Here is a 16121-nt window from a genome sequence, read left to right on the forward strand (position 1 = left end):
GTAAATACATGTCGTTTGATCTTTATGCACCACACACTATAAAACAACAAACCCCTATGATGCAGCAGTATCTAAAAATAAAATCAGAGCATCGCGATATTTTATTGTTTTATCGTATGGGCGATTTTTACGAACTCTTTTTTGATGACGCTAAACGCGCCGCTCAATTACTCGATATTTCGCAAACTCATCGCGGTAAAGCCGGTGGCGATCCTATCCCTATGGCGGGCGTACCTTATCATGCAGTAGAAAACTACCTAGCACGCCTAGTCCAAATGGGTGAATCAGTCGCTATTTGTGAACAAGTGGGTGACCCTGCAACTAGTAAAGGCCCTGTCGATCGTAAAGTTGTTCGTATAGTTACACCTGGTACAATTTCTGATGAAGCGCTTTTACAAGAACGACAAGACAATCTTCTTACTAGCGTTTGGCAAAGTAAAAAAGGTCTGTACGGTATCGCGTACCTTGATATTAACTCTGGTCGCTTTAACGTTGTAGAGGTTAACACCGACGAAGCCTTTAACTCAACTATTCAGCGCTTAGCTCCGGCAGAACTTCTGTATAGCGAAAGCTTTGAAAACTTTCATTTAATTGAGCATATAAAAGGTGCCCGCCGCCGCCCAGAGTGGGAGTTCGACTTAGATACGGCTCAGCACTTATTATGCGATCAGTTTGGTACTAAAGATTTAGTTGGTTTTGGTGTTGATAAAGCCCACAGCGCGCTTGTTGCTGCCGGTTGTTTAATGCAATACGTAAAAGATACACAACGTATTGCACTGCCACATATTCGTGCAATTACGCTTGAGCACAACGAACACGCTGTTATTTTAGATGCCGCAACCCGTAAAAATTTAGAACTTACCGTTAATTTATCAGGTGGGTTTGAAAATACACTTGCCCAGGTACTTGATAAAACAGCAACACCTATGGGCTCTCGTTTACTTAAGCGCCGTATTCATACACCTGTACGTAATAAAGACGAGCTAAATTCACGCTTAAATGCAATTAGCGCTATTTTAGATGTACAACTGTGCGGTGAATTACACGAATCATTAAAAGAGATTGGTGATGTAGAGCGTGTTATTGCACGCTTAGCTTTATGTACTGCTCGCCCGCGCGATTTAACTCGCCTTCGCAGCGCATTACAAGCACTTGCGCCACTACACACTTTGTTAGGCGATGCTAACGATCCTCGTATAGCGGGTATTATCAAGCACTCGCCTGAGCTCCCTGATTTACAAGAGTTATTAGAACGTGCAGTGATAGAAAATCCACCGGTACTTATTCGTGACGGTGGCGTTATTGCCCCTGGTTACAACAGCGAACTAGATGAGTGGCGTAACTTAAGTAAAGGTGCAACCGATGTACTTGATCAACTAGAGTTACGTGAACGCGAACGCACGGGTATTAGTACGCTTAAAATTGGTTATAACCGAGTACATGGCTTTTTTATTGAAGTAAGCCGCGCCAATGCCCACTTAGTGCCAGCCGACTACATTCGTCGCCAAACGCTCAAAAATAACGAACGTTACATTATTCCAGAGCTTAAAGAGCACGAAGATAAAGTACTTGGTAGCCAATCAAAAGCCTTAGCGCTTGAAAAGCAACTATACGAAGAGCTGTTCAGATTTATCGCTCCACATATTGAACAGCTGCAAATGATGGCAGCAGCACTGGCCGATTTAGACGTGTTGAATAACTTGGCCGAACGTGCATTTGCACTCAATTATGCAAAACCAGAACTGTGCGATAACGACAATATAAGCATTAAGCAAGGTCGTCACCCTGTTGTTGAACAAGTAATGAAAGAACCGTTTATTGCTAACCCTGTTGAATTAAACAGCCAACGTAAAATGTTGATTATTACGGGTCCAAACATGGGCGGTAAATCAACCTATATGCGCCAAACAGCACTTATTGTACTAATGGCTCACATTGGCAGTTACGTACCTGCAGACAGCGCTAAAATAGGTAATATTGATCGCATATTTACACGTATTGGTGCAAGCGATGATTTAGCATCAGGTCGCTCAACCTTCATGGTAGAAATGACCGAAACAGCGACTATTTTAAATAATGCCACGGCGCAGTCTTTAGTGTTAATGGATGAAATTGGTCGCGGTACAAGTACCTATGATGGGCTCTCGCTTGCGTATGCAACAGCCGATCATTTAGCGTCAAAAATATCAGCTAAAACATTATTTGCTACGCACTACTTTGAGTTAACAGAACTTGCTGAACAAACAACAGGCCTGGTAAACGTGCACCTTGATGCAATAGAGCATAACGATACAATCGCCTTTATGCATACAGTACTTGATGGCGCAGCAAGCAAGAGCTTTGGCTTACAGGTAGCTGCTCTTGCGGGTGTGCCAAAAGCTGTTATTGCACAAGCAAAGCAAAAACTTAAGTTACTTGAAAATCATCAAAGCGTTACTGCACCAAATACTGAGCAACAAGCCTTTACTTTTAATAACGAAATTGCACAAAGTGCCCCTTCTGAAGTAGAAGAACAATTAAGCGCTATCGACCCTGATAATTTATCGCCACGCCAAGCGCACGATTTATTATATAAACTAAAAGCATTGTTGTAATACCAACCTGCATAAATCTTTGATCAATTTAACGAATTAAATTGCACTATAACGTCGTTAGAAATTTTTTATTTAGAACAACTAGATACAAAAATTTTTGCCTAGTTCTAGCGTAATTTCCTTAACGTTAAATAGACCCCGTATATAAGCAGATTGGTATAATTTATATCATCTAATTTACAAGCATAAAAAAGCCGAAGAATAAATTCTTCGGCTTTTTAACACACATAGTCTCTTAAACTATTTAACCAGTTACGAAAACTGATTAAACAAGCTATCTGTACTTAAACCTTCTTGTTGCAAAATGTCTTTCAAACGACGTAATGCTTCTACCTGAATTTGTCTTACACGCTCACGTGTTAAGCCTATTTCACGACCTACATCTTCAAGTGTAGATGGCTCGTAGCCAAGTAATCCAAATCGACGTGCTAACACTTCGCGTTGTTTAGGGTTCAATTCACCTAACCAATCTACAATGTGTTTATTAATATCATTATTTTGTACTTCGCCTTCAGGGCCTGCACTTTTTTCATCTGGGATGATATCAAGCAGTACACTGTCGTTTTCACCACCAATCGGCATATCAACCGATGCTATTCTCTCGTTTAAACGTAGCATTTTAGTTACGTCTTCAACGGGTCTGTCTAGGCAAGCTGCAATTTCGTCAGCTGTTGGCTCATGGTCAAGCTTTTGAGTTAATTCACGCGCTGTACGTAAGTAAACATTAAGCTCTTTAACAACATGTATTGGTAGGCGGATGGTGCGAGTTTGATTCATAATGGCACGTTCAATTGTTTGACGTATCCACCATGTAGCGTAAGTAGAAAATCTAAAGCCACGTTCAGGGTCAAATTTTTCAACAGCGCGAATTAAGCCTAAGTTACCTTCTTCAATTAAATCGAGTAGAGCAAGGCCACGGTTATTGTAACGGCGTGCTATTTTAACAACTAAACGTAAGTTACTTTCAATCATACGTTTGCGTGAGGCTTCACAACCTCGAAGTGATTTGCGAGAAAAAAACACTTCTTCTTCTGCGCTAAGCAAAGGAGAAAAACCAATTTCGCCTAAATAAAGTTGGGTTGCATCAAGGTTTTTAGTTACTTCTTCTTTTGCAAAGATTTCATCGTCTTCTACTTTATCTAGTAAAGTTGTGCTTTCATCAGCAGCGATGTCATCGAATTTTTCGTCAGTCGTAGTGTGTTTGTCAAGTTTTGCTGCGCTAGCCATAAGCCTTCTCCCGAGCAATTATCAATACCTGAAAATTAGGGTAGGTATTTAGCAGGATTGACAGCTTGCCCTCGGTAGCGAATTTCAAAACGAAGCGCGGTGACCGGAGATTCTGAATTACCAATTTCTGCTATTTTTTGTCCTGCCTTAACCTTCTGCTTTTCTTTAACAAGTAATTTCGAGTTATGTGCATAAGCACTTAGGTAATCATCATTATGTTTCAATATGATTAAACTACCATAACCTCGTAGAGCGTTACCCGCGTATACCACTGTTCCTTGTGCCGCAGCTAAGACTGAAGCCCCTTTGCGATTAGTAATCTGTAAACCTTTATAACCGTTTTCCTTATTAGAAAAGCGTTTGGTAATTTTGCCCTTTGCAGGCCAAAACCACTTTACTTTACTGCTCGACAAACGTTTAGTATTACTAACTTTGTTACTGGCTTGTTTCTGAACATACTCTCGTTGTTTTGGAGGATCAAGCTCTTTCTTTAATATTATGTTATTTTTTTGTGTGTTTTTTATAGACTTTTTACTCGAATTCGTATATTTTTCATCCCTTTTTGTTTTTTCGAGCTTGGGGGTTAAGGAGATGTTTTGCCCAGGGAAAATTGTGTAAGGTGATGGAATTGAATTGTTTTTTGCAAGTAATCTAAAATCTTTACCGGCGCTAAAGGCTATCGAATAGAGCGTATCACCTTTTTGCACCTTATAAATATCGCCATTTATGTTAATGGTATGACCTAAATCATTAACATTATTATTTAGGCTGCTAACTGGCGCTGGAATATGGCGAGAAGAGCAACCAGAAAGAAAAACACCAACAAATATAGTCACATACAGTAAAAACTGTTTATTCATTGTATTTTTCTCCCAAATTAGACAATTGATATTTTTAACGCTTAACGCAATAAAAAGTACGCTAGCGCAATTAATACCACTAATCCCCAACCAAGTATTTCAATATATTGACGTAATTTTGCTTCCATTTTAGCCCCGCCCCACTTCATTAAGGCTGAAACTAAAAAGAATCGCGCACCACGTCCAATCGCCGATGCGAGTAAAAATGGCAAAAATGTCATTTGTAAAACACCTGCGCCAATGGTAAATACTTTATATGGTATAGGCGAAAAACCAGCTAAAAACACAACCCAAACACCGTAATCTTTAAACCAATTTAATGCGATATCAAACTTTTCTTGCCAGTGCATTTGCACAATCAATGGCTCAACAACGGGTTCAAATAGCCAAAACCCAAGCAAGTAACCAACTACTCCACCAACAACCGATGCTATTGTGGCAAAACTTGCAAAACGCCATGCTTTTTTGGGTTGCGCAAGCGACATAGGTGCAAGCATTACATCGGGCGGTATCGGAAAAAAAACTGACTCTGCAAAGCTCATTGCAGCTAAATAACGTTCCGCATGACGGTGTTTTGCCCACACGAGGGCCATATCGTATAACTTGGTAAACAACTTCAAAATGAATTCCTATTCAATATCGCCAGGTACTAGCGGCACAAATCTAACGGGAGCAATAACATGCTCTTTATAATTATCGCCTTTGCGGATAACCATTATTAATTTTTGATCACTCTCACCAATTGGGACTAATAACACGCCACCATCGGCTAACTGTTCAAGTAAGTCTTGCGGTACTTTAGAGGCCGCAGCAGTCACTATAATACCATCAAACGGCGCTTGTGATTGCCAGCCTTGCCAACCATCGCCATGCTTCATAGTTACATTATATAAATCGAGTTGCTGCAACCTGCGTTTTGCCTGCCACTGAAGTGTTTTAATACGCTCTACCGAATAAACCTTTGTAAACGTTTTAGCTAATATTGCAGTTTGATAGCCAGAGCCAGTGCCAATCTCCAATACTTTATCGCGTACACCAGCAAGCCTAAGCAACTCAGTCATACGCGCTACTATATAAGGCTGAGAAATAGTTTGCCCTTGCCCAATAGGTAACGCTGTATTTTCATAGGCTTTGTGTTTTAGCACATCATCTATAAAAATATGGCGAGGAATGTCAGCTATTGCACTGAGTACTTGTGTATCTTCAACGCCTTCACGCTTTAGTAAGTCAGATAACGCTTTTGCACTGCGAGTATAGTTAGCGAGCACGATTAATCTCCAAATCGGCTAACCAGTCTCCTACGGCTTTTAAGCTATCTTTTGCTGTCATATCAACACTTAATGGCGTCACCGATGCATAGCCATTGTTAATAGCGTGAAAATCGGTCCCTTCTCCTGCATCGCTTTCAGTCCCTAGCGACCCATACCAATAAATATCACGACCCCAAGGATCTGTTTGTTTGGTCATGGTTTCGGCTTTATGACGAGCGCCTAGGCGTGTTACTTGCACCCCTTTTAATTCACTTAATGGAATATCTGGCACATTAATATTTATTATTTGATCTTTTGGCAGCGGGTGCGAAGCCAAGCCTTTAATAATATTTACGGTAACTGCGGCGGCTGTTTCAAAATGCTCGCCCTTATGTGAGCAAAGCGATACTGCAATTGCAGGTAAGCCCAAATGGCGACCTTCAGTTGCAGCGGCAACGGTGCCCGAATAAAGCGTGTCGTCGCCTAAATTAGCACCATGATTAATACCTGCAACAACTAGATCTGGTTTTTCATCAGCTAACTGGTTTACACCTAAATGTACGCAATCAGTAGGCGTGCCATTAACCGACATAAACCCATTTTCGAGCATTGTAGCCCGCAGTGGATTCATTAATGTTAAAGAATTACTTGCGCCACTACAGTTGCGATCAGGTGCAACAAGGGTTACATCTGCAATTTGTATAAGCGCCTGATATAAAACAGCAATGCCTTTGGCATTTACGCCATCGTCGTTACTTAGCAGTATCTTCATTTATGTCATTATCCTTTTCTTTGCGCTCTCGAGGGCTAGCATCTTTATAATCCACCAGCTCACGTAATAATGCAGTTGCAAAACACCCTTTTGGCAAACCAAAACTCAGTTTTAAACTGGTTTCATCTATGGTCTCAACCGTTAAGTTTTGCGGAATTAAACGCAGCATCCTACGCTCATTTTTAAGGCCTAGCTCACCTAAGCCATCGCACCATGTTTGGAAAGGTTCAAGCCATATTTTTTCTTGTTCGGTTAAACCTTTTTCGCTTTTACCCACCATAGGTGCCGACATCATAATATCGCCAGTGGCTAGTCGCTCTATGTTTTCGTCGTTAATTGCATCTTCAAAAAATGCATTACTGCCGCTGAGCATAAATACTTCACGGTGCATTGTTTTAGCTAAACCATGCTCTTTAACACGTAAATTTACTATTTGATTAAATACATGAGAACGCGCTGCTGAAATAATAATACCGCGCAGTTTTTTATCGCGAATGCGCTCCCCAGCAAACATTTTTTCAGCCATTACTAAGTTATGACCGCCATGCCCAAAGCGTTGTTCACCAAAGTAATTAGGCACACCTGCGCGTACTGCATTAATACGGCATAAAATATCAAGGGGCTTGGTTACATTACGAAGCGTAATAGTAAATCTATTACCTTTGTGGCAACCCGTGCGTAATTTACGGTCGTGGCGCTGTTGCGACACAATAAAAATACTCTCGCTATTTAAATCGCTAAAATCGATAGGCTTTTTAATCGGTACTTTTACACTAAACCACTGTGAGCACACTCCGTGACGATCTTTCATGCCGGCGTAACTTACGTCTCGCGGTGAAACACCCGCACGCTGTGCAATTAGCTTTGCAACGTATTGCGTATTTTCGCCTTTTTTAACCACCTGCAAACACACGTGTTCGCCACTGCCGGTAAATTCTATACCTAGGTCTTCATCAACCATAAAGTCTTCAGCAGTGGTTTTAAAATCAGCTTTAGAAAGCGGTGCACCGTATAAATAATTTAAATCGCTCATGCGTTTTTTGTACTCGCAAGCTCTTTATTCATAATAACCACTGCATGGCTAGAAATACCTTCCCTGCGCCCTTCAAAGCCTAGCTTTTCGGTAGTAGTGGCTTTAACGTTAATTTGGCTAAGGTCACAATTTAAATCGCTGGCTAAATTAGCGCGCATAGCTTGAATATGTGGCAGCATTTTTGGCGCCTGTGCAACGATAGTCACATCGCCATTGCCAATTACATAACCTTGCTCTTTAGCTAAGCTCATCACATGGCGAAGTAAAATACGGCTGTCGATATTTTCATACTCGCTAGCCGTATCTGGAAAGTGCTTACCAATATCACCCATTGCAAGCGAGCCTAAAATAGCATCGCATAATGCATGAATAGCAACATCACCATCTGAGTGCGCTAAAAAGCCTTGTGGGTAATCAATTTTTTCACCACAAATAGTCAAAGGGCCTTCGCCACCAAATTTATGTACGTCAAAACCATGGCCAATTCGTATCATAATGCACTCTCGTTTTGTTGTTTATGTAATAAAAACCCAGCCAAGTCTAAATCCTCTGGCGTGGTTATTTTAATATTATCGCTGCGACCTGCTACAAGCTTTACTGGCTTACCCGCCCATTCAATTGCACTTGCTTCGTCTGTAATAGTTGCCCCACTTGCTAATGCGCCTTGAAGTGCATTTTTAAGCTCGTCATATTTAAAAAACTGCGGGGTAAGTGCTTGCCATAAATCGTCTCGTGGCACAGTTTGTAGGGCATGAGTGTGGCCGCGTTTTATGGTGTCTTTTACTTTGCTAGCTAAAATACCGCCTTCATCAGCGCGTATACATTCATCAATTAAGCGTTCTATATCACTGATATTAACTAGCGGACGCGCAGCATCATGTACAAGCACCCATGCTGGAGGATTGGGCGCTAAAAAAAGTAAGCTATTGAGTACTGAATCTGCACGCTCTTTACCGCCACTGGCGCGAACAATGCGCTTATCAAGTGTTGGGAGTTCGTCAAAATAGGGGTCGCTGTCGCTAAGGGCAACAACAATAGTGCGTAATTGAGATAATTGAGAAAGTTTAGCTAAGGTGTGTTCTAAAATGGTTTTACCCGCTAATTGTATGTATTGCTTAGGCGCACTGTGCTGCATTCTACTGCCAACGCCCGCAGCTGGTACAATTGCTGCAATAGTCTGTTTATTTGTCATATTGTTTGCCCGGTAAAACACGAATAAATGTTTCGTCCGGTTTAATCATTCCCAATTCGTTGCGTGCACGCTCTTCAATGCCTTCTTGGCCAAGCTTTAAGTCTTCAATATCTGCTTTAAGTACTTTATTACGTTTAATGAGCTTTTCGTTGGTTTCTTGATGCGACGCTACAGCACCTTTTAGCCGTGTGTAGTCTTGTAAACCATTATGACCAAACCATAATCTGTATTGTACAAACAGTGCTAAGCACAGTAAGCCAACTTGAAAAATACGCATTTAACACTCCTTATTTTAAATTCCAAATACCTTAACTTTAATACGCTAAGGGGCGCTTTAAATTGCGCCAATTAATACTACCCGCTAAAAGCATTTCACGTAGTGATAAAACCCGTGGCATACAACGCTTCGAAAATTGCCACTGATGCCCGCAACATGCAGCGGTTAAACTCACTTTACTTGGCTTTATTAACTGAGCATTTTGCTGCTCTAGCCCATTTCCTAAAAAATCAAACCAACCAAGCTCGTTACAATGCAGCTTATTTTCGCCTAACTGATCGATACTGTCTATTCTAAGACGTACCTGATCGTAGCCATGTAATATAACGGGCACTATAAGCCCCACTTTGGCATACGTTTGATAAAAAAGTTCATTAGCGTGAACATTCACATCGGGTGGGGTCGGTTTTTGCTTTTCAAGCCACGTCCCGTTTTGTGCATCAAGCGTAAAAGGCGTGTCGCCATTAGCTACTAACGTTGCCGCTCTCTCAATATAATAAGGTAGGCTTTTTAACTGGCGGCGCAATTTCTCGGCATTAGGCTCTGCAACTAATCGCTGAACCTCACGCTGATAAAACGCATTGCACAATTGTGCATACAACACTTTTTGTGTATCAGTTTGCCAAATTTCAACTTGCTGCTGAGCACCAAGTGACTGATTTTTAGCGACCAATAGCTGTACTCAAAAATATTCAGGTAAATGTTTTATAACACAGTATTGAATGTTTTTTAAGCGCAGCGCACTAATTAAGCGCTTGGCTTTTCACCTAATTTTGCTTTACCTGATTCTAAAAATTGCACAACCGTATTACGCTTTTTACCAATCAGCAAACTGCCATCGGCTAAAAACATAAAGTTTTGCCAATTGCGTTTAAATACATCAAACGTCGTTTCGATAATATTATCGCGCGCCATACAAAAATAAACCGTGGTATTAGCTTCCCAATCTAAAAAAGTTAAGATTGCTTCTGGTGGTTGCGCATCGCCATTTTCCCACGCATCTTGCCAATCTACTTCTTGGCTAAAGCTTTTTTCTTGGCCACACCAATCGGTGTCTTCAAAAAAATCTGGGTGATCAAACTCACGGCTCACCATGGTTGTCCAAAGTACGGCTGCACGCTCATCGCCCATAGGCTTTATTTTTGCTGCGTCTTCATCAGATACAGGTAAATCTTTGTGGCGAAAAACCCACGCCTTTTTGTAATCATCTAAAGAAATATAGTTCATAGTGTTGGCAAATTAGTTAACATTAAAAGTGCAAAGCCAAATTATACAAGAGATCAAAACATGACTACAGCAATAAAACCACTTTCCCTCAAACCAGGTATGTACCAACACTACAAAGGGCCGCAATACAAAGTTATTCACGTTGCCACCCATAGCGAAACCGAGGAACAACTTGTGATTTACCAAGCACTCTATGGTGAATTTGGAATCTGGGCACGTCCACTTAGTATGTTTTTAGAAACCATTGAAAAAGATGGAGAGGTCATACCGCGTTTTGCCTACCTTGGACCTGCCGTTTAACTATGGCATTATAACAAAATAACTTACTCCTCAGACCAGACAAGGGTACACCGTGCAATTTAATTCTACTGACAATTACATCGCAAGCAGCTCGCTAAAACAGGCAGTAAATGCGGCCATTATGCTCGAAAAACCACTTTTAATTAAAGGCGAACCCGGCACAGGTAAAACTATGCTGGCTGAGGAGTTAGCTAAAAGCTTAGATACAGTACTTATCCAGTGGCATATAAAATCGACTACTAAAGCGCAGCAAGGCTTGTACGAGTACGATGCGGTTTCGCGCCTGCGCGACAGTCAATTAGGTGACGAGCGTGTACACAATATTGGTAACTACATTGTTAAAGGTAAGCTTTGGCAAGCATTTACTCATGCAGAACTACACGGTAAACGCCCAGTGCTTTTAATTGATGAAATAGACAAAGCCGACATAGAGTTTCCAAACGATTTACTACTTGAGCTTGATAAAATGGAGTTTCATGTTTACGAAACTAATGAGCGCATTGTCGCAAAAGAGCGCCCTATTGTGATCATCACTTCTAACAACGAAAAAGAATTACCGGACGCATTTTTACGCCGCTGCTTTTTTCACTATATTGATTTTCCTAGCAGCGATGAAATGCAGCAAATTATTGACGTGCACTACCCTAACGTTAAACAAGATTTAGTACGCCAAGCACTCGAAGTGTTTTTTAACCTGCGCGATGCAAACGGCCTTAAAAAGAAGCCATCCACCAGCGAATTACTCGATTGGCTTAAATTACTAATGGCTGAAGACATTGACGCTAAAACACTGCACGATAAAGCTAAAAAAGGTGGCTTAATGCCCATGTTTGGCGCATTACTTAAAAATGAGCAAGATATAAGCCTAATCGAAAAACTTGCCTTTATGAGCCGCCGTTAAGATGTTGATTGCGTTTTTCTTCAAACTGCGTGAATACCGCTTGCCTGTAAGCCTGCGCGAGCTACTCGATTTAATAAACGCCTTAAAAAAAGGCGTTATATTTGCCGACGTAGACGCCTTTTACCATTTAGCACGCACCATAATGGTAAAAGACGAAACGCACTTTGACCGATTCGACAAAGCCTTTAGCGACTATTTTAGTGGTATTGCTGACCTCGATTTGCTCGAGAGTTTAAAGCAACAGCACAACTTACCCGAAGACTGGCTACGTAAAGAGTTTGAAAAAAACTTAAGCGATGAAGAAAAAGCTCAGCTAAAAGCTATGGGTGGGCTCGACGAGCTTATGAAAACCCTAAAAGAGCGTTTAGAAGAGCAACAAAAACGCCACGCAGGCGGCAATAAATGGGTGGGCACTGGCGGCACATCACCTTTTGGTGCATACGGCTATAACCCAGAAGGCGTGCGCATAGGTCAAGACGGCAATCGTAACCGCCAAGCGGTAAAAGTGTGGGATAAACGAGAATACAAAAACCTCGACACCGACAGAGAAATTAGTTCGCGCACAGTTAAACTCGCCCTTAAAAAACTACGTAAATTTGCCCGCACTGGCGCAAGCGACACGCTTGATTTAAACGAGACTATTCGCGCTACTGCAAAACAAGGCGGCATGCTTGATGTAAAAATGGCACCTGAGCGCCACAATGCCGTAAAAGTATTGATGCTGTTTGATATTGGCGGCTCAATGGATGACTACATTCATACCTGCGAAGAGCTATTTAGCGCCGCCCACAGCGAATTTAAACATTTAGAGTTTTACTACTTTCATAACTGCTTGTACGAGCACGTGTGGCAAGATAACGCGCGCCGCCATTCAAACGTAATAGACACCATGACGCTGATTAATAAATTTACCAGCGACTACAAAGTAATATTTGTTGGCGATGCCACTATGGGCCCATACGAAATAGCCTACCCTGGCGGCTCCGTAGAACATTACAACGAAGAGCCCGGCAGTGCATGGTTATCACGAGTCACCAACCACTTTGATAAAGTCGCCTGGCTCAACCCACAACCCGTTGAACACTGGCCGTACTATCAATCAATTGGCTTTATAAAAGAGCTAATGAACAACCGCATGTACGCGCTGAGTTTAGATGGGATAAGTAGAGCGATAAAAGAGCTGAGTTAAAGGAATAACATGAAAAAAAGTATTTATTTAAATGAATGGCTTGTTTGTACTCTTCTCATATTAATTGGATTTATCGTAGGTATTTCTACGAATTCAATTATGGATATACTACTAAGCAAATTTAAACAAGATAGCCTTACTAACTGGATAACTTCTACCAGTACTTTCTTGATAATGATCGGCACAATTGGACTAACTTATTTGGCGTGGAATGCAAAAGATAGCTGGTTCACACAGAAATCATTGGATACAAAACTTGAATTATTAGGAAGTACTGTTAATTATTTTATAAATATTAGCGAGTCTGTTCATCAAACGAATGAACGTAAGAAGAAAATAAACGAGCTAAAGAAATTAGATCCTCAGCTAGATCTCTTAAGCAACTTAAATTCTAATAGGGCAAAAGTAAGAGAGTTAGAGCAGGAATTTAATCAATTAAAAGAGGCAATAAGTCACTTCAATAAAGACTTAGCTAATATAGCTATACAGATTGAAAACTCAAAACAAAAGCTATTAGTTAATGTCGCAAAGTTACCTGATAATAAACTTAAATCCAATGAATTAGTGCTAAAGATGATTGGATTAAAAGCAGAGCAAGCATATAGTAATTTCCCCGAGTTCTATGAAGAAATGAATACCCACTACCTAGACTTACAAGATACATTATTTCCCAAACAAGAAAAGTTAGCATTACCAAGTCAAACCGTAGAATCTTAATTTCAATATGTTACAAATCAGCTATATGATTCAATGTTTCAGGATGACGCTGCACAAGCTTTAACAATGTTATCGCTTGCCCATTCGGTGCGCTGCGTCCTTGTTCCCAGTTTTCGAGCGTTCTTGCTGAGGTATGTAGAATGTTTGCAAATACACCGCGCGACATATTAAGTGTTTCTCGAATATTTACTATTTCATCAGGTGAGATAGCAAGATCGTTGATATCATTTACTGAATGAGTACGTAACGTAAGCTTTCCTTGTGAATGCGCTTTAGCGTTCACAAGTGCTGTAGTTAATTCTGAAAATAAATCACGTTTGCTCATTGCGCCACACCTCTAAGAATTCTTTTAATTGCTTTTTCTGATCTGCTGTTAAATCGGTTACTTCGTTTTTACTGTAAATAGTGAGTAGATAAAAACGTCTTTTGTCGTCCAAGTAATAATATATAACTCTTGAACCACCACGCTTACCCTTTCCTTTGCTCGCAACTCGTATTTTACGTAAGCCGCCTGTTCCTTGAATAACATCCCCCTGTTTTGGGTTAACCATTAGATCTGCTTGAAATAAACGATACTCGTCATCACTCAAGTACAGCTCTCGGTACTTTTCGAATATGTTTGATTCAACAAATAGGCTTTTCATACATTAAAGTATACGCAGATAGCGTATAAATTCAATTAAAGATTTTAAACGAGTAGCGGCAGGTACCTCTTGCTTTAGCTAAAGCCCTTTACTCATAAACAAGCTGTACGGGTCTAGCTCATAATCACCAAACGGTTCGCATTTTTTAAAACCAAATTGAGCATAAAGCTTTTGTGCGGGTAAAAATGCCTCTGCGGTGCCGGTTTCTAGACTTAGCTTTTTATAACCACGCAGTGTGAATTGCTCAATTATATGGGTGAGCAATTTAGCTGCTATGCCTTGGCGTAAATAGCGGCTTGATGTGCGCATTGACTTAATTTCGCCATGCGTTGTATTTAGTGCTTTTAAAGCACCAACACCCGCTAAATTATTATCAATCCATAAGCTATAAAAGGTTATATTGGGCTGAGTAAGTTTAGTTACATCCAGTGCATGTACGCTCTCCGCAGGTGAGTGTTTTAGCATATCGTTATGATGCCCTTGTAGTAGCTTTATAACGTGTGGGTTTGAAAGTTCACCTGTTCTAATATCCATTTATACCTCGTTTAATCCTAGAATTTAATGCTTGAGGGCTTTAGGGCTTTAATTAAAACCCTAAAGTAAGGGGTTATATTTAGGCTGCTAGCTCCCACACTATAAACGCTACTGCAAAACCTACTAAATACACTAGTCCTAACCACGTTAAGCTACGTAATAACACGCTGTGTTTTATTGCTAAATCAAACTAGACATCCACCTTAATTAAACAAACAAAGCTATCTCAATTAAGATAGGTGTTGTCTTAATTTTTTTACCTCGCGAGTAGTAAAAAAAAAACCAAAAACGCGGCTTAAAGCCGCGCCTACAAATATAACCCCAATCCTGTAGGCGCGAGTTTACCTCGCGAACATGCTTAATAAAACATACTTAACAACAAAATTTAGGGTGGGTGTTTTGTTGGTGTCTTGTTTATTTTTGTTTTATGAGCGACCTGATAAAAAGCGGATCGTTACCCAAATCAGAGGGCGAGTATTTTTTTGTTCGCACTACTGAATAACTTATTTACACGTGGTTTTCAATTGTGAGTAAGGGTAATCTTTACCAAATTGAACTTTTGATTAAAACCGTTATAATTCACGCACTTTTGATTAAAGCTGTTGTAATTCATCCATTATGAAAAATATTTTTATTGTTATTTCACTCATTTTAGCCGTTTTTTTTGGCTACAACTATTTCACTTCCAACTCGACAAAAGTTGTATTAGATAGCGCATCCGAAACTTCAACACAAAAACTTGCTAACAATTGGGATGATATCACTCTTCCAAAAGAGATTGAAAATCATTCAAATATTGAAGCTTGTGATACAACAGAGGCAAACATTTGTTTTGGCTCAGGAAGTATATTTTACAAAGAAACCAAAGATGTGACTGTAGCAAGCTTAGTATCAACTGCAGAAACATCGCGTTACGGTGTCCAGGTTAAAAAAACAGGTGAGCTGTTTGTGTTTTCTATAGAGAATGACATTTCTGACGACGAACTGGATTTTGGTAATATTGCTTGTTACAAATATGAGGGTAGTGAAGAAGGCTTTACCGAAACGCGTGAATTAAAATTAGATATTTACGGTACAAAAGTAACAGGGACAAAGTTAGGTTACTCCCAATCAGTTGAATACAGCGTTGGGTATGAAGGTATTGTTGAAGGAGTACTAAACAGCCTTGGAGGAAATACTGTAAATGCTATCACTACACTTACTATTGCAGATGGAGCGGAGATCCGCCAAGAAGAAATATACATTTTAGGTGAAAACTCAATGACTGAAATGCGATATCGTTTAGTCGATGATTTTAAAAATAGTATTTTACGTATCGATAAGAGTATAAAAAAATCCGCAGAAGGTCAGATTTTCCCTATTGAGTATAAATATAACAAAGTAGAGTGCCCGTTATAGGGCTTC

The 16121-nt window shown here is 40.3% G+C and carries 20 protein-coding genes; 6 read left to right on the plus strand and 14 right to left on the minus strand.

All coding sequences use genetic code 11. The features are described from left to right. Positions 1–8: 8 nt before the first annotated feature. Positions 9–2594 (plus strand): DNA mismatch repair protein MutS, encoded by a 2586-nt coding sequence (gene mutS, locus I6F45_RS13725; protein WP_165741561.1) that lies wholly within the window; start codon positions 9–11, stop codon positions 2592–2594. 252 nt (positions 2595–2846) lie between these two features. Here mutS and rpoS read toward each other — a convergent pair whose 3' ends face one another. The 11 genes from rpoS to I6F45_RS13780 all read right to left on the minus strand — a co-directional run bounded on the left by rpoS (position 2847) and on the right by I6F45_RS13780 (position 10432). Next, a complete protein-coding gene (gene rpoS / locus I6F45_RS13730) occupies positions 2847–3821 on the minus strand; it encodes an RNA polymerase sigma factor RpoS (protein ID WP_007584786.1) in 975 nt (324 codons plus the stop codon). 35 nt (positions 3822–3856) lie between these two features. Then, on the minus strand, positions 3857–4681 hold the full coding sequence (locus tag I6F45_RS13735; RefSeq protein ID WP_197160806.1) for a peptidoglycan DD-metalloendopeptidase family protein: 825 nt from the start codon (positions 4679–4681) through the stop codon (positions 3857–3859). Positions 4682–4722: 41 nt separating this feature from the next. Beyond that, positions 4723–5301, minus strand: coding sequence for a YqaA family protein (locus I6F45_RS13740; protein ID WP_197160808.1), 579 nt, complete (start codon positions 5299–5301; stop codon positions 4723–4725). A 9-nt stretch (positions 5302–5310) separates the two neighbouring features. Beyond that, a complete protein-coding gene (locus I6F45_RS13745; RefSeq protein ID WP_197160810.1) occupies positions 5311–5949 on the minus strand; it encodes a protein-L-isoaspartate(D-aspartate) O-methyltransferase in 639 nt (212 codons plus the stop codon). Continuing rightward, a complete protein-coding gene (surE, locus tag I6F45_RS13750; RefSeq protein ID WP_197160812.1) occupies positions 5939–6703 on the minus strand; it encodes a 5'/3'-nucleotidase SurE in 765 nt (254 codons plus the stop codon). The genes I6F45_RS13745 and surE overlap by 11 nt, the downstream gene beginning before the upstream one ends. Continuing rightward, positions 6684–7736, minus strand: coding sequence for a tRNA pseudouridine(13) synthase TruD (gene truD / locus I6F45_RS13755; protein WP_101217722.1), 1053 nt, complete (start codon positions 7734–7736; stop codon positions 6684–6686). The genes surE and truD overlap by 20 nt, the downstream gene beginning before the upstream one ends. Then, positions 7733–8230, minus strand: a complete 498-nt coding sequence (ispF, locus tag I6F45_RS13760; protein ID WP_197160813.1) for a 2-C-methyl-D-erythritol 2,4-cyclodiphosphate synthase — start codon at positions 8228–8230, stop codon at positions 7733–7735. Before ispF ends, truD begins: the two co-directional genes overlap by 4 nt. Beyond that, positions 8227–8928, minus strand: a complete 702-nt coding sequence (ispD, locus tag I6F45_RS13765) for a 2-C-methyl-D-erythritol 4-phosphate cytidylyltransferase (protein WP_197160815.1) — start codon at positions 8926–8928, stop codon at positions 8227–8229. The genes ispF and ispD overlap by 4 nt, the downstream gene beginning before the upstream one ends. Then, positions 8918–9205 (minus strand): cell division protein FtsB, encoded by a 288-nt coding sequence (gene ftsB / locus I6F45_RS13770; RefSeq protein ID WP_007584772.1) that lies wholly within the window; start codon positions 9203–9205, stop codon positions 8918–8920. The genes ispD and ftsB overlap by 11 nt, the downstream gene beginning before the upstream one ends. Before the next feature lie 37 nt (positions 9206–9242). Then, complete coding sequence (locus I6F45_RS13775) at positions 9243–9878, minus strand: hypothetical protein (protein ID WP_197160816.1); 636 nt, start codon at positions 9876–9878, stop codon at positions 9243–9245. A 74-nt stretch (positions 9879–9952) separates the two neighbouring features. Then, a complete protein-coding gene (locus I6F45_RS13780) occupies positions 9953–10432 on the minus strand; it encodes a DUF2947 domain-containing protein (protein ID WP_165740820.1) in 480 nt (159 codons plus the stop codon). A gap of 60 nt (positions 10433–10492) precedes the next feature. Here I6F45_RS13780 and I6F45_RS13785 point away from each other — a divergent pair, with 60 nt between their 5' ends. Genes I6F45_RS13785 through I6F45_RS13800 form a run of 4 tightly spaced genes read left to right on the plus strand, consistent with a single transcriptional unit; the run spans position 10493 to position 13539 of the window. Continuing rightward, on the plus strand, positions 10493–10732 hold the full coding sequence (locus I6F45_RS13785) for a DUF1653 domain-containing protein (RefSeq protein ID WP_165728443.1): 240 nt from the start codon (positions 10493–10495) through the stop codon (positions 10730–10732). Positions 10733–10784: 52 nt separating this feature from the next. Further along, positions 10785–11633 (plus strand): AAA family ATPase, encoded by an 849-nt coding sequence (locus tag I6F45_RS13790; protein WP_165740821.1) that lies wholly within the window; start codon positions 10785–10787, stop codon positions 11631–11633. 1 nt (position 11634) lies between these two features. Next, positions 11635–12822, plus strand: coding sequence for a vWA domain-containing protein (locus I6F45_RS13795; protein ID WP_197160817.1), 1188 nt, complete (start codon positions 11635–11637; stop codon positions 12820–12822). Positions 12823–12831: 9 nt separating this feature from the next. After that, positions 12832–13539 (plus strand): hypothetical protein, encoded by a 708-nt coding sequence (locus I6F45_RS13800; protein WP_197160818.1) that lies wholly within the window; start codon positions 12832–12834, stop codon positions 13537–13539. A 10-nt stretch (positions 13540–13549) separates the two neighbouring features. Here the strand turns inward: I6F45_RS13800 and I6F45_RS13805 are convergent, their stop codons facing one another. The 3 genes from I6F45_RS13805 to I6F45_RS13815 form a co-directional block, all read right to left on the minus strand. Next, entirely contained in the window at positions 13550–13864 is a 315-nt protein-coding gene (locus I6F45_RS13805; protein ID WP_197160819.1) for a helix-turn-helix domain-containing protein, read from the minus strand. Beyond that, positions 13851–14183, minus strand: coding sequence for a type II toxin-antitoxin system RelE/ParE family toxin (locus I6F45_RS13810; RefSeq protein WP_039486712.1), 333 nt, complete (start codon positions 14181–14183; stop codon positions 13851–13853). The genes I6F45_RS13805 and I6F45_RS13810 overlap by 14 nt, the downstream gene beginning before the upstream one ends. Positions 14184–14261: 78 nt before the next feature. Beyond that, complete coding sequence (locus I6F45_RS13815; protein ID WP_197160820.1) at positions 14262–14717, minus strand: GNAT family N-acetyltransferase; 456 nt, start codon at positions 14715–14717, stop codon at positions 14262–14264. 618 nt (positions 14718–15335) lie between these two features. Between I6F45_RS13815 and I6F45_RS13820 the strand changes: the two genes are divergently transcribed. After that, positions 15336–16115 carry a hypothetical protein gene (locus I6F45_RS13820; protein ID WP_197142429.1) on the plus strand — a complete coding sequence of 260 codons (780 nt, stop codon included), beginning with the start codon at positions 15336–15338 and terminating at the stop codon, positions 16113–16115. Positions 16116–16121: the final 6 nt, after the last annotated feature.

Origin of the sequence: Pseudoalteromonas sp. SWYJZ19 (assembly GCF_015864375.1) — a bacterium.
Taxonomy (GTDB): Bacteria; Pseudomonadota; Gammaproteobacteria; order Enterobacterales; family Alteromonadaceae; genus Pseudoalteromonas; species Pseudoalteromonas arctica.

Excerpts from the sequence above, each read along its gene's own strand:
- mutS (WP_165741561.1), top strand. The coding sequence starts at position 9 with ATGTCGTTTGATCTTTATGCACCACACACTATAAAACAACAAACCCCT.
- rpoS (WP_007584786.1), bottom strand. The coding sequence starts at position 3,821 with ATGGCTAGCGCAGCAAAACTTGACAAACACACTACGACTGACGAAAAA.
- I6F45_RS13735 (WP_197160806.1), bottom strand. The coding sequence starts at position 4,681 with ATGAATAAACAGTTTTTACTGTATGTGACTATATTTGTTGGTGTTTTT.
- surE (WP_197160812.1), bottom strand. The coding sequence starts at position 6,703 with ATGAAGATACTGCTAAGTAACGACGATGGCGTAAATGCCAAAGGCATT.
- truD (WP_101217722.1), bottom strand. The coding sequence starts at position 7,736 with ATGAGCGATTTAAATTATTTATACGGTGCACCGCTTTCTAAAGCTGAT.
- ispF (WP_197160813.1), bottom strand. The coding sequence starts at position 8,230 with ATGATACGAATTGGCCATGGTTTTGACGTACATAAATTTGGTGGCGAA.
- ispD (WP_197160815.1), bottom strand. The coding sequence starts at position 8,928 with ATGACAAATAAACAGACTATTGCAGCAATTGTACCAGCTGCGGGCGTT.
- ftsB (WP_007584772.1), bottom strand. The coding sequence starts at position 9,205 with ATGCGTATTTTTCAAGTTGGCTTACTGTGCTTAGCACTGTTTGTACAA.
- I6F45_RS13780 (WP_165740820.1), bottom strand. The coding sequence starts at position 10,432 with ATGAACTATATTTCTTTAGATGATTACAAAAAGGCGTGGGTTTTTCGC.
- I6F45_RS13785 (WP_165728443.1), top strand. The coding sequence starts at position 10,493 with ATGACTACAGCAATAAAACCACTTTCCCTCAAACCAGGTATGTACCAA.
- I6F45_RS13795 (WP_197160817.1), top strand. The coding sequence starts at position 11,635 with ATGTTGATTGCGTTTTTCTTCAAACTGCGTGAATACCGCTTGCCTGTA.
- I6F45_RS13800 (WP_197160818.1), top strand. The coding sequence starts at position 12,832 with ATGAAAAAAAGTATTTATTTAAATGAATGGCTTGTTTGTACTCTTCTC.
- I6F45_RS13805 (WP_197160819.1), bottom strand. The coding sequence starts at position 13,864 with ATGAGCAAACGTGATTTATTTTCAGAATTAACTACAGCACTTGTGAAC.
- I6F45_RS13810 (WP_039486712.1), bottom strand. The coding sequence starts at position 14,183 with ATGAAAAGCCTATTTGTTGAATCAAACATATTCGAAAAGTACCGAGAG.
- I6F45_RS13815 (WP_197160820.1), bottom strand. The coding sequence starts at position 14,717 with ATGGATATTAGAACAGGTGAACTTTCAAACCCACACGTTATAAAGCTA.
- I6F45_RS13820 (WP_197142429.1), top strand. The coding sequence starts at position 15,336 with ATGAAAAATATTTTTATTGTTATTTCACTCATTTTAGCCGTTTTTTTT.